General features: G+C 63.8%; 11 protein-coding genes. 9 read left to right on the plus strand and 2 right to left on the minus strand.

Annotated elements, in window-relative coordinates; all coding sequences use genetic code 11:
• Positions 1-100: 100 nt before the first annotated feature.
• From AC2CGW_RS09390 to AC2CGW_RS09400, 3 genes are all read left to right on the plus strand, one after another.
• Positions 101-2227, plus strand: coding sequence for a TonB-dependent receptor (locus AC2CGW_RS09390; protein ID WP_484573927.1), 2127 nt, complete (start codon positions 101-103; stop codon positions 2225-2227).
• Positions 2228-2422: 195 nt separating this feature from the next.
• Positions 2423-3574, plus strand: a complete 1152-nt coding sequence (locus tag AC2CGW_RS09395) for an acetyltransferase domain-containing protein (protein WP_484573928.1) — start codon at positions 2423-2425, stop codon at positions 3572-3574.
• 55 nt (positions 3575-3629) lie between these two features.
• On the plus strand, positions 3630-3785 hold the full coding sequence (locus tag AC2CGW_RS09400; protein WP_186665180.1) for a hypothetical protein: 156 nt from the start codon (positions 3630-3632) through the stop codon (positions 3783-3785).
• 18 nt (positions 3786-3803) lie between these two features.
• Here the strand turns inward: AC2CGW_RS09400 and AC2CGW_RS09405 are convergent, their stop codons facing one another.
• Positions 3804-4142, minus strand: a complete 339-nt coding sequence (locus AC2CGW_RS09405) for a hypothetical protein (RefSeq protein ID WP_186665182.1) — start codon at positions 4140-4142, stop codon at positions 3804-3806.
• 178 nt (positions 4143-4320) lie between these two features.
• Between AC2CGW_RS09405 and AC2CGW_RS09410 the strand changes: the two genes are divergently transcribed.
• The 6 genes from AC2CGW_RS09410 to AC2CGW_RS09435 all read left to right on the plus strand — a co-directional run bounded on the left by AC2CGW_RS09410 (position 4321) and on the right by AC2CGW_RS09435 (position 11293).
• Positions 4321-4800 carry a hypothetical protein gene (locus AC2CGW_RS09410; RefSeq protein WP_288376805.1) on the plus strand — a complete coding sequence of 160 codons (480 nt, stop codon included), beginning with the start codon at positions 4321-4323 and terminating at the stop codon, positions 4798-4800.
• A 91-nt stretch (positions 4801-4891) separates the two neighbouring features.
• On the plus strand, positions 4892-6466 hold the full coding sequence (locus AC2CGW_RS09415; protein WP_484574016.1) for a sensor domain-containing diguanylate cyclase: 1575 nt from the start codon (positions 4892-4894) through the stop codon (positions 6464-6466).
• 295 nt (positions 6467-6761) lie between these two features.
• Positions 6762-7274: a formaldehyde-activating enzyme gene (fae, locus tag AC2CGW_RS09420; protein ID WP_484573929.1), complete on the plus strand. Its 513-nt coding sequence runs from the start codon at positions 6762-6764 to the stop codon at positions 7272-7274.
• Between the two features lie 9 nt (positions 7275-7283).
• Entirely contained in the window at positions 7284-8318 is a 1035-nt protein-coding gene (locus AC2CGW_RS09425) for an aldo/keto reductase (RefSeq protein WP_153773847.1), read from the plus strand.
• Positions 8315-9754 carry an NAD-dependent succinate-semialdehyde dehydrogenase gene (locus AC2CGW_RS09430; protein WP_484573930.1) on the plus strand — a complete coding sequence of 480 codons (1440 nt, stop codon included), beginning with the start codon at positions 8315-8317 and terminating at the stop codon, positions 9752-9754. Before AC2CGW_RS09425 ends, AC2CGW_RS09430 begins: the two co-directional genes overlap by 4 nt.
• A gap of 189 nt (positions 9755-9943) precedes the next feature.
• Positions 9944-11293 (plus strand): MFS transporter, encoded by a 1350-nt coding sequence (locus AC2CGW_RS09435; protein WP_186665192.1) that lies wholly within the window; start codon positions 9944-9946, stop codon positions 11291-11293.
• Positions 11294-11417: 124 nt separating this feature from the next.
• On the opposite strand, the gene AC2CGW_RS09440 is transcribed toward AC2CGW_RS09435, so the two are convergent.
• The gene (locus tag AC2CGW_RS09440; RefSeq protein WP_484573931.1) at positions 11418-11879 is read right to left on the minus strand and encodes a phosphotransferase system, HPr-related protein; all 462 of its coding nucleotides are present in this window, start codon (positions 11877-11879) and stop codon (positions 11418-11420) included.
• Positions 11880-11980: the final 101 nt, after the last annotated feature.

Here is an 11980-nt window from a genome sequence, read left to right on the forward strand (position 1 = left end):
CGGGCGCAGGCCGGTGTTCGCGTGCGCGCCTGCGTGCGTGTCTGCTCGTCTTTGCGTTGTTTCCACCGGGATCCATTCATTCCTGAACCCCTGGAACGACATGTCCCGACACTTCAAGCTTCACACCCTGGCCGCCTGCATGGCCGTGTCCCTGCCGGCGCTGGCCGAGCAGCCGCAAGGCAAGGTCCTCGACCTGCCCTCGACGGCGATCACCGAGACCCGCGACGAACAGATCGTCGACCTGGCAACCCCTACCCAAGCCGGTTCGCGCCTGAACCTCAGCGCCCTGGAAACCCCGGCCAGCACCACCAGCATCACCGCCGAGCAGATCCAGCAGCGCGCCAACCTCACGGTGCAGGATGCAGTGACCCGCTCGCCCGGCATCACCTCCGTCGGCACCCCGGGCAACGGCAACACTGCGCTCTCCGCCCGTGGTTTCAGCGGACACTCTTCGGTGATGACCTTGTTCGACGGTTCGCGCCTGTACACCGGCGCTGGCACCCAGACCTTTCCGGTGGACCCGTGGATGGTCGAGCGCATCGACGTGATCCGAGGCCCCGCCTCGGTACTTTATGGCGAAGGGGCCACGGGCGCGGTGATCAACGTGATCCCGAAAAAGCCCTTCGACGGCGAGATCCGCAATCACCTGCGCCTGGGCTATGGCTCATGGGATCGCCAGCAACTGGGCCTGGACAGCGGCGGCAGCCTGAGCGAACGCCTGAGCTACCGCCTGACCCTGAACAAGCAGGAAGGCAATGGCTGGGTCGACCGCACCGACTCTCGCAGCCTGGCCTTGAGTGCTGCGTTGCGCTTCGATGCCACCGACGACCTTAGCTTCACGTTGGCCCATGAACGTGGCGACGCACAGCCATCGAACTACTTCGGCACGCCGCTGATCGACGGCCACCTGCGCGACAGCCTGCGCAAGAAGAACTACAACATCCAGAACGACGTGCAGCGCTACCATGACGAATGGACCCGCTTCAACACCGACTGGACCCTCAGCGACAGCGTCACTGCCAGCAACCAGCTGTACTACATCAAGAGCCGCCGGCATTGGCGCAATGCCGAGGACTACACCTGGGATCCGAGCCGCGAGCAGCTGGAGCGCGCGAGCTACCTGGAGATCAAGCACAACCAGGAGCAGATCGGCGACCGCCAGAGCTTCACCATCGATCACTCGTTGTTCGGGCTGAACAGCAAGACCGTGCTCGGCGCGGAGTACAACAAGATCCGCTTCAATGTCGACAGCAACTCGCCGTACAGCGATCTCGGCGGCGACTACGTCGATCCCTGGAATCCGGCACCGGGCTGGTTCCACAGTCGGAACGTCACACGTGCGCAGACCCTCTCGACGACCCACACCTTCGCCCTGTTCGCCGAGAACCGCACCCAACTGACCGATCGCCTGTCGCTGGTGACCGGTATCCGCCGCGACCAGAACCACATTGACCGTGACAACCTGACCAACGACACTCGCGTCGACCGCAGCCTGCAAGGCGGGAACTGGCGCGCCGGCCTGGTGTTCGCGGTAACCGACAACCTGTCGCTGTACGGCCAGTACTCCACCAGCGAAGACGGCGTGAACAACCTCATCAGCCTCAGCCCGAGCCAGATCAACTACGACCTGACCGAATCGAAGCAGACCGAGCTGGGGCTCAAGCAGCGCTTCTGGGATGGGCGCGGTGAATGGACCCTGGCCGCCTATCACATCGTCAAGAAGAAGCTGTTGGTCGACAACCCGATCAGCCATGAGAAACAACAGGCAGGCCAGCAGACCTCCGACGGCCTGGAAGCCGCGCTGGAGCTGGATCTGGGCCACCAATGGCAGGTATCGGCAAACGCCTCGGTGGTCCGCGCCAAGTACGATGATTTCGACGAGATCGTCGGCAGCATCGCCCAGGACCGCGCCGGCAACCGCCCCGTCAACGTCCCGCGCCGTACCGCCAACCTCTGGCTCAACAAAGGCTTCGGCCAGACCGTCGACGCCGGCATTGGCCTGCGCTACGTCGACCAGCGCTATGCCGACACCGCCAACGCCTACAGCGTCCCTGGCTACACCGTGGTCGATGCCAATCTCGGCTGGCAGGTACTGCCCGACGTACGCCTTGGCCTGCAGTTGAACAACCTGTTCAACCGCGACTACGTGGTTGCCGCGCACAGTGGCGAACAATGGCTGCTGGGCGCGCCGCGCTCGTACTTCGCGACGGTGGACTACAGCTTCTGATGCCGTAGGCCTCGCCGGCCCTATCGCGGGACCAGCCCGCTCCCTCAGGTAATCACCCTCCTGAAGACTGGTGGAGCACCCGTGGGAGCGGCGGTTCGCCGCTGCGACCTGTCCCGCGATAGGGCCATCAACATCACCACAACAACAAAGATATAAGATAACATTCCAAATCTTACTCAACTCTGTCCCAGACCCATGCCATCCACACCACCCTCTCCCCGCCTGCACAGCATCGACGCCCTGCGCGGCCTGGTCATCCTGTTCATGCTGCTGGACCACGTGCGCGAAACCTTCTTCCTGCATCGTCAGGTCAGCGACCCGATGACCATCGACACCACCGAGCCCGCCCTGTTCGCCAGCCGCGCCCTCGCCCACCTGTGCGCCCCGGTGTTCGTCATGCTGACCGGGCTGAGCGCCTGGCTCTACGGCGAAAAACACCAGGGCCGTGGCGATGTCTCGGCGTTCCTGCTCAAGCGCGGCCTGTTTCTCGTGGTGCTGGAGTTCACCCTGGTCAACTTCGCCTGGACCTTCCAACTGCCGCCCAGCGTGATCTACCTGCAAGTGATCTGGGCCATCGGCCTGAGCATGATCGTGCTGTCGCTGCTGGTGTGGCTGCCGCGCCCGCTGTTGATGGCGCTGGGTATGGCCATCATCGCTGGCCACAACCTGCTCGACAGCCTGCACTTCGCACCCGGCACAATGATGCACGCCCCTTGGGCGATCCTGCATGACCGCGGTTGGCTGGAGGTGTCACAGAACCTGCGGTTGCGAACCTCCTACCCGCTGCTGCCCTGGATCGGTGTGATCGCCCTGGGCTACGCCTTGGGGCCATGGTTCGCGCAAGGTAGCGATACCGCACAGCGCCAACGCCGGTTGCTGTTCGCCGGCACCGGCTCGCTGCTTGGTTTCCTGGCTCTGCGCCTGGTCAACGGCTATGGCGAGGCCCAGTGGCAGCTCTACCCTGACCTGACCCAGACCCTGATGAGCCTGCTCAACATCACCAAGTATCCACCGTCGCTGCTGTTCCTGCTGCTGACCCTGGGTGTCGGCCTGTTGCTGCTGCGCGCCTTCGAACGCGCCGACCAGGCACGCTGGATCGGCGTGCTGATCGTGTTCGGCAGCGCGCCGATGTTCTTCTACCTGCTGCACCTGTACGCGCTGAAAGTCTTCTATCTGGCCAGCGTCGGCCTGTTCGGGCACAACCAGGGCGAGTATTTCGGTTTCGATAGCGTCGGCGCACTGTGGTTGGTCGCCACATTGCTGGCGGCGGCCCTGTACTGGCCGGTGCGAAAGTTCGCCGGATTCAAGGCCCGCCGCCGAGACATTCGTTGGCTCAAGTATCTGTGAGCGAAAGCGCCCGAATCGTTTACCATCGCCCTTCCCAACGACGGAAACCCCCGAGATGAACAGGATGATTCAGTTCGTGGTGGTGGTCGTGCTCTGCACGGCCATCGGCACGCTCTGCGAACACTTTGGCGTGAACCAGTACCTCAAATGGTTGTTGATGGCGTTGCCCGCGATCGTCTGGGTGCGCTTGCGCAATCCGATGAAAAGCTGATCCCGGGCAACCCAGGGCTCAGTAGTTCGAACGGTCGTAGCCCGATCCGTCAGTTGCGCGGATGAACGCGTCGTAGTAGCTGACCAGGTTACTACCCTTTTCATAGAGGATGGTGGCAAAGTCGCTCGGTGAAATATTGCCCTGCTCCCAGAACCGATTCATGTCACCGGAAAGCAGGTACGGCAGGTAGTCTTCGTTGACAGTATCGCTGTGAAGATGCGAGCGGCCGAAGTACAGCGCCGAGATCAGGGCAATCTGATCCTCGGCCGCCAAGTTCGACAAAAATGCCTGGGCGTCTTCGGACGAGGCGAAGGGCAGTCTTGGGACGATGTCGCCAATCAGATGGTCGATATGCATGGAGGTCTCCTTGGTAGGTCCGCCCCGTATTAACCGAGTGCAGCAGGCCCCGCGTCAAAAACGCTGTGTTGAGCCTCAACGTGACACCGCAGGACGCTTGCCTAGGCCATTTCCTACACTGCCGTGCCCGCAGGCCTTGCAGTAAACTCATTCCCTCGAACCTCCAGAGCCACCCTCCATGCCTCGCCTGCCGAAACTGCTGCTGCCCTTGCTGTTGCTCACCACCCTCGCTGCCTGCGATCAGAAACCCACCCGCGAGGAGCGGATCCTGGCCAACCTGCCGCTGCAGGAAGCCTACGACCACAACATCGAGCGCATGGCCCAACTGCTGGCGATGACTCACCCGCAGGTGCCGCAGGACAAGATCAAGGAGGTGCTGCACAAGCACCTGACCGTCGAGGACCAACGCAAGGACCTGTTCAAGCTCTACAGCGAGAAGAACTTCAGCGATGCCGAGTTCGACACCATCGTGGCGGCCACCCAGGACCCGCAGAAAGCCCGGCAACTGGGTGAGAGCGAGGAAGGCAAGCGCCTGAGCGAGAAACTTACCGGTTTGATGCGTGCCACAGCGCAGGACAAGCACGTGCAGGCATTGGCTGAAGAGCGCATGCAGCAGGTAGAAGACGATCTGTCGGCGCTGAGCCCACCAGGCAGCTGACGCCGGCAACTGTACCAATCGTTTCGCCCCGTAGCTGACTGCGCACATTCCGAGTAAGGTTATTGCAACCGACCTGCCAGTGAGCTCCAGATTGCCACACGCCAAGAAAGGCCTGCGCCTGGACCTGCGCACGCTCATCCTCCTGTTGTCGACACTCACCGCCGTGGTAATGCTGCTGACCAGCTATTTCGCCAGCTACCGGGTGCAGCGCCAACTGCTGATCGATCACTCGCTGGAATCGAACTGGGTGTATGCGGCCAAGCTGGCATCGATCACCGAACTGTTCCTGGAAGGCGCGCTCAAGCAGCTTGCGTTCAGTGCCGAGAACAGCGAAGGGATGCTTGACGACACGGCCCGCCTGCAACGCGAAAGTGAACGCCTGCTGGCCCAGAGCAATGCCTTCAACTCCACCTTCTTCGTCGACAGTGAAGGTATCCTGCGAGCGGTCTCGCCCGCGCCCCTGCGCACCATGCTCGGACAGCGCATGGAGACGCCGGGGGCATTGGAAGCGCTGCGCGAACGCCGGGCGCTGATCTCGACGCCGTTCATTTCCAAGGCCAACAACCTCGTGGTGGTCGCCTCGCAGCCGATCTTCGCCGAGGACGGCCGCTACCTCGGGTATGTCGGCGGCAGCCTCTACCTGCGCCAACACAACATCCTCAACAGCCTGCTGGGCGAACACTTCTACCAGGATGGCTCCTATCTCTACGTGGTCGATCACAACCGCCGCCTGCTCTATCACCCGGACGCCGAACGGGTAGGCACGGTGGTTAAGGACAACCCCATGATCGATCAACTGCACAACAAAGACAGCGGCACCCAGCAGTTCACCAACAGCCTGGGGGTCGAGATGGTCGCAGGTTTCGCCACGGTGCCAGTCAGCGGCTGGACCATCGTCGCCCAGCAGCCGCTGACCAAGACCGTGCAACCGTCGCAACGGCTGATCCTCAACGTGGTCGGCATTTCCGTCCCCCTCGCCTTGCTCGGCGGCCTTGCCCTGTGGTCGCTCGCGCTGACCATCACCCGGCCACTCTGGCAACTGGCTGCCGGCGCCCGCGGCCTGGACAAGGCCGACACCCACGAACGCATCCATGCCGTGCGAGCCTGGTATTTCGAGGCTGCCGAGCTCAAGCGCGCCCTGCTGTTCGGGTTGAACCTGTTGCAGGAGCGCATCGGGCGCCTGAACCGCGATGCGCAGACCGACCCGCTCACCGGCCTTGGCAACCGTCGCCGCCTGGACCTGAGCCTGTCGCTGCTGCAGGCCGATAATCGCACCTTCTGTGTCATCGTCCTGGATATCGATCACTTCAAGCGCATCAACGATCAATACGGTCACGATGTTGGCGACCAGGTGCTGCGCTCGCTGGCCGAGCTGATGCGCACCTGTTGCCGCGAAGGCGATGTGCTGTGCCGCACCGGTGGCGAGGAGTTTCTCATGCTGCTGCCCAGTGCCAGCCTGGAGGTCGCGCAAAGCGTTGCCGAACGCCTGCGCCGGGTGGTGCAGGACACCCCCTTCGAACCGGTCGGTGCCGTGACCATCTCGCTCGGTGTCGCCTGCTGGCCTGGCGGCGAGGACGACCCAACAGACGCCTTGAGCAAGGCCGACCGCGCCCTGTATGCGGCCAAGCACAGCGGCCGCAACCGCGTCAGCCTCAGCGCCAGCTGAATTCACCTCGGCATCGATCACTTGCCGTTGCCCTCGTGCCAGTAAAACCGGCGCTATGACTTGCCCTCATACCCCCTTGATTTCTTCTCCCTACTGCCCCGCGCTCCCCGCCTGATACAAATCCTCACGACTGGCCCCGCCAGCACGGCTCGCCCAACAACAACAAAGAGCGTCGCACCATGCCTGCATTGCAGATACCCCTTCGCCCTTGTTGCGTAACGAGCACCTGATTTCGCGCCTCGCGCGGCAGGTGCCGCCGAGGCTTCGTTCTCCTGTGAGTGATCGAGGTTTTTTCATGAAGCAACTTGCCCTGTACATCGGCGAAGGTTTCGAAGGCCCCGGCGTCAACGCCGCGCACATCAACATCATGATGGGGCCACGCAACGGCCCGGCCGGCCAGGCCTTCGCCAACAGCCTGGCCTCTCCCAGCCAGGGCCACTGCCCGTTCATGGTCATCGCCCAGCCGAACATCCCGGTCAAACCCATGACCCTGTACGTCAACAAGGCGGTGATCGGCGGCGACCTGCACGCCAACGCCACCTGGGGCGCGTCCCAGGCCGGTATCGCCAAGGCGGTCACCGAAGCCCTGCTCGACGGCACCCTGCCGGCCGAAGCCGAGGATGAATGGGCCATCGTCACCGCCAACTGGGTCAACCCGGCCTGCGACGACCTCGATGCCGTCTACCTGAACAACTACAGCGCCTGCCGCACCGCGATCCGCGCCGCCCTCCAGGGCCTGCCGGCCCGCGCGCAGCTGGACGATGTGGTCAACCAGATCGCCAACCCCTTCTACACCCCGAAAGCCTGAGGTCCGACCATGCAATACATCCGTCTGGGCCACTCCGGCCTGCAAGTCTCCAAGCTGTGCCTGGGCACCATGAACATGGGCACACCGCAGTGGAAGCCGTGGATCTTCGACGAAGCGGCCAGCGAGCCGATCGTGCGCCACGCGCTGGACAAGGGGGTGAACTTCATCGACCTGGCTGACTTCTATTCCGCTGGCGTCGGCGAGGAAGTGGTCGGGCGTATCCTCAAGCGCCTGGTGCGTCGTGACGACGTGGTGGTGACCACCAAGGTCGGTTACGGCACCCGCAGCGGCATCAACGCCAGCGGCCACTCGCGCAAGCACATCCTCGACGGCATCGACGCCTCGCTGCAGCGCGCCGGCATGGACTACTTCGACGTCTACATGCTGCATTTCTTCGATGTGAACACCCCCGTCGAAGAAACCATGGAGGCGCTCAACGACATCGTCCGCGCCGGCAAGGCCCGCTACATCGGGGTCTCGACCATGCTCACCGGGCAACTGGCGAAAATCCTCCTGGCCTGCGAGCGCCATGGCTGGGCCAAACCGATCAACATGCAGTTGCAGCTCAACTGCGCCTACCGTGAAGAAGAACGCGAGATGATTCCGTTCTGCCGCGACCAGGGCCTGGGCGTCTCGGTGTTCAGCCCGCTGGCCCGCGGCCTGCTGACCGGCGACGTGCAGTCGACCCGCAACCAGACCGATTTCTTCACCCAGCAGATGTACAGCGACGAAGCCTCGTTCGCCATCGCCCGCTCGGTGCAGCGCGTGGCTCAGCGTCACGGCGTGTCCAACGCCCAGGTAGCCCAGGCCTGGGTCCTGCAGCACCCTGGCGTGGACAGCATGCTGGTCGGCGCGGACTCCACGGCGCAGTTCGACAGCGCCCTGGCAGCACTGGACATGCGCCTGGACGAAGAGGACCTGTACGAACTGGAGCGCAACTACACGCCCTGCGACCTGATCAACGACTACACCGCCGGCAAGCGCATCCTGCGTGTCGGCCGCCCGCCACGCGGCGACTTCGCGATCCAGGAGGCAGTGGCATGAGGACGCTGCTCAAGACCGGACACTACATCGATGGGCAATGGCTCAGTGGCGGCGCCACCTATCCCGTGATCAACCCGGCCACGGGCGAAACCCTGGCCCAGGTGCCGCGCGGCGGCGCCGAGGAAACCCAGGCGGCCATCGCCGCCGCCGAACGTGCCCTGCCCGCCTGGCGCGGCAAGCTGGCCAAGGAACGTGCGCAGATCCTGCGCCGCTGGTCCGAACTGATGCTCGAGCAACGCGACGCTCTCGCCGCCCTGCTCAGCCGTGAGCAAGGCAAGCCGCTGGCCGAAGCCAAGGGCGAAGTGGCCTATGCAGCGAGCTTTCTCGAATGGTTCGCCGAGGAAGGCCGGCGTGTGTACGGCGATATCATTCCCACGCCCAAGGCCGACGCGCGGGTGCTGGTGACCAAGGAGCCGATCGGCGTGGTAGCGGCGATCACGCCATGGAACTTCCCCCTGGCGATGGTCACCCGCAAGGTCGGCCCAGCCCTGGCGGCCGGCTGCACGCTGATCCTCAAGCCCTCCGAAGAGACGCCGCTGTCAGCCTTCGCCCTGGCGCTGCTGGCCGAGCAGGCCGGCGTACCGGCAGGTGTGTTCAACATCGTTTCCGGCGACGCCCCGGCCATCGGCGGCGCGCTGCAGGCCTCGACCGTGGTGCGCAAGCTGTCGTTCACCGGCTCCACCCGCACTGGCAAGCTGCTGATGCGCCAAGCCGCCGACACCTTGAAAAAGGTCTCGCTGGAGCTGGGCGGCAATGCCCCGTTCATTGTCTTCGACGACGCCGACCTCGACGCCGCCGTGCGCGGGGCCATGGCCTCGAAGTTCCGCAATACCGGGCAGACCTGCGTGTGTGTCAACCGCTTCTATATCCAGGACGGTGTGTACGAAGCCTTCACCCGCAAGCTTGCCGTAGCCGTGCAAGCCTTGCGCGTCGGTGATGCGCTGCAGGGCGAGACAGAGCAAGGCCCGCTGATCAACGCTGCGGCGCTGGCCAAGGTCGAGCAGCACGTGGGCGACGCGCTCGAGCACGGCGCGCGCCTGCTCTGTGGTGGCCGTCGGCATGCGTTGGGCGGCACTTTCTACGAGCCGACAGTGCTGGCCGAAGCCACGGCGGACATGCAGATCGCCAGCGAGGAGACCTTCGGCCCCGTGGCGGCATGCCTGCGCTTCCAGGACGAGGCCCAGGTCCTGCGCCTGGCCAACGACACGCCCTATGGCCTGTCGGCGTACTTCTACAGCCGCGACATCGGCCGCGTCTGGCGCATGGCCGAGGGCCTGGAGGCCGGGATCGTCGGGGTCAACGAAGGGATCATCTCCACCGAGGTGGCGCCCTTTGGTGGCATCAAGGAGTCGGGCATGGGCCGTGAAGGCTCCAAGTACGGCCTGGAGGACTACCTGGAGATCAAGTACGTGCTGATGGGTGGACTGAACAGCTGACCCTGCCTTTGTAGGAGCAACTGTCTTGCTCAAAATCTAAAGGCCAGCCCAATCCCTGTGGGAGCGGCGGTTCGCCGCTGCGACTTGCCCGCGAATGCGATAGTGACGGCACCGACGCATTCGCGGGCCAGCCCGCTCCTACGAGGACCGCAACGCCCCTGACCCAAACAATAACAACGAGGTGTCAACATGACGGGACAGACAGTCAAGATCGACGACCTGCCGATCGGACGTTTTCATATCAAGATCGCCGGCCTGACCTTCGGCGCGCATTTCACCGACGGCTATATCCTCGGCCTGATCGGTATCGCCTTCACCCTGATCAATCCGCAGATGCAGTTGAGCCCGTTATGGCAGGGGCTGATCGGCGCCTCGGCGTTGCTCGGGCTTTTCCTGGGCAGCCTGTTCTTCGGCTGGATCTCCGACCGACTGGGGCGCCAGAAGATTTTCCTGATCAGTTTCGTGCTCATTACCCTCGCCTCGGTGATGCAGTTCTTCGTCGAGACGGCAACGCAACTGTTCCTTTGCCGGGTACTGATCGGCATTGGGCTTGGCGGCGACTTCAGCGTCGGCCACGCCATGCTTGCCGAGTTCTCGCCGCGCAAGCACCGTGGCGTGCTGCTGGGCTCGTTCAGCGTGATCTGGACCTTCGGTTATGTCGCCGCGACCTTCGTCGGCACGGCCCTGCTGCCGCTGGGCGACGATGCCTGGCGCTGGATGCTGGCGTCCTCGGCCATTCCGGCAGCAATGATCCTCATCGCCCGTATCGGCACGCCGGAATCGCCACGCTGGCTGATGCACCAGGGCCGCGCCGAGGAAGCCCGCGCCATCGTACGCAAGCACCTGGGCGCCAACGTGGTACTCGACGACGAAGTCGCCCGGCCCAGCCACAGCGGTTTCGCCGCCCTGTTCAGCCGTGAATACCGCAAGCGCACGGCGTTCAACTGCCTGTTCTTCATCTGCATCGTCATGCCTTACTTCGCCATCTACACCTTCCTGCCAGCGATCCTGCAGAAGATGGGGCTGGCCGAAGGCTTCGGCACCGAGATGATGCTCAATGCCCTGCTGATCGTCGGCGCACTGCTGGGGATCTGGTGCACCATCAAATTCAGCCGCCGCGGCTTTCTGATCAACAGCTTCCTGATCCTGGCGGCGGCGCTGTTCCTGATGGTGCTGATGCCCAGCAGCATGGCCTGGGCGATGGTGGCGCTGTTCGGGCTGTTCACCCTGGTGCTGTCAGCGGTGAGCAACCTGGTCGGTGTGTATCCGGCCGAGAGCTTCCCCACCGAAGTGCGCGCCAGCGGTATCGGCTTGGCCACCGCAGCAAGCCGGCTGGGATCGGCGATCAGTACCTTCCTGCTACCGGTGAGCGTGGCCGGGATCGGCCTGAATCCGACCATGGCGATCCTCGCCGGCATCCTGCTGTTCGGGGCACTGGTGTCGATGGCCTGGGCGCCGGAAACCAAGAGCCTGTCGTTGGCCGAGGCCTGTCGTGGGGAGGAGAACCCTGCGCCGGCGGGCAAGGTGGCGGCGGCCTGATCGGGCAGTGTCGCTGTTTCGCGGGCAAGTCACAGCCCTCCCGGGAGCAAGGCCGGCGTGAGGGAATCCGCAGCGAAGCGCAGGGCCGGATGATCGGCTGTTGCAGGAACAGCATGCTCGTTTATCACGGCTCGCGCCTGTCATCTTCAGAGCTGACATCGTCGGTCCACGGCTCGCCGTCCAACGGTGCCGAGCGAGCCAGCTCAGCCTCGTCCAGGCCAATGCCGCCACCGATCTCGTGAGCGTCTACCTGACGCAGAGTCTGGTCGGCAGGTCTGCTACCGCTGCCTGGCTCATGCGGATCACGAGCACCGGTTTCATCGAACAGCGTGTCCGGGCTCAGGTCGTCCAGGGTGACATTGTCCTCGTGCAGGCTATCGCTCAAGGCCTCGCCACCGGTCATGCCGCTTTCGGCAACACGTCGGGGCGGATAGTCCTCGGCGATCTCACGCGCCGGACGCTCGTCGCCGACACGCCCCTGGCGTTCATCGCGGCGCTCACTGAAATCCAGCTCGTGGACGCTTCCCATGCGGTCCTCGGTGTCATCGATGTCGACCTGCGGTCTTGGGTCATCAGGTGTAGGCATGAGTGTTCTCCGATTGGGGGCTTCACTCGGTCGACTCCCACACAGGGAAATGATTCATAGTTTCTTGCTACGCCCTGCTCCGCGCTTTTATTGAACTCCGC

The sequence above is a fragment of the Pseudomonas sp. SYWMCR5 genome (genome assembly GCF_057197165.1).

Coding starts and splice junctions, on each gene's coding strand:
- AC2CGW_RS09395 (WP_484573928.1), top strand. CDS start 2,423: ATGCCATCCACACCACCCTCTCCCCGCCTGCACAGCATCGACGCCCTG.
- AC2CGW_RS09410 (WP_288376805.1), top strand. CDS start 4,321: ATGCCTCGCCTGCCGAAACTGCTGCTGCCCTTGCTGTTGCTCACCACC.
- AC2CGW_RS09425 (WP_153773847.1), top strand. CDS start 7,284: ATGCAATACATCCGTCTGGGCCACTCCGGCCTGCAAGTCTCCAAGCTG.
- AC2CGW_RS09440 (WP_484573931.1), bottom strand. CDS start 11,879: ATGCCTACACCTGATGACCCAAGACCGCAGGTCGACATCGATGACACC.
- AC2CGW_RS09430 (WP_484573930.1), top strand. CDS start 8,315: ATGAGGACGCTGCTCAAGACCGGACACTACATCGATGGGCAATGGCTC.
- AC2CGW_RS09390 (WP_484573927.1), top strand. CDS start 101: ATGTCCCGACACTTCAAGCTTCACACCCTGGCCGCCTGCATGGCCGTG.
- AC2CGW_RS09435 (WP_186665192.1), top strand. CDS start 9,944: ATGACGGGACAGACAGTCAAGATCGACGACCTGCCGATCGGACGTTTT.
- AC2CGW_RS09405 (WP_186665182.1), bottom strand. CDS start 4,142: ATGCATATCGACCATCTGATTGGCGACATCGTCCCAAGACTGCCCTTC.
- AC2CGW_RS09400 (WP_186665180.1), top strand. CDS start 3,630: ATGAACAGGATGATTCAGTTCGTGGTGGTGGTCGTGCTCTGCACGGCC.
- fae (WP_484573929.1), top strand. CDS start 6,762: ATGAAGCAACTTGCCCTGTACATCGGCGAAGGTTTCGAAGGCCCCGGC.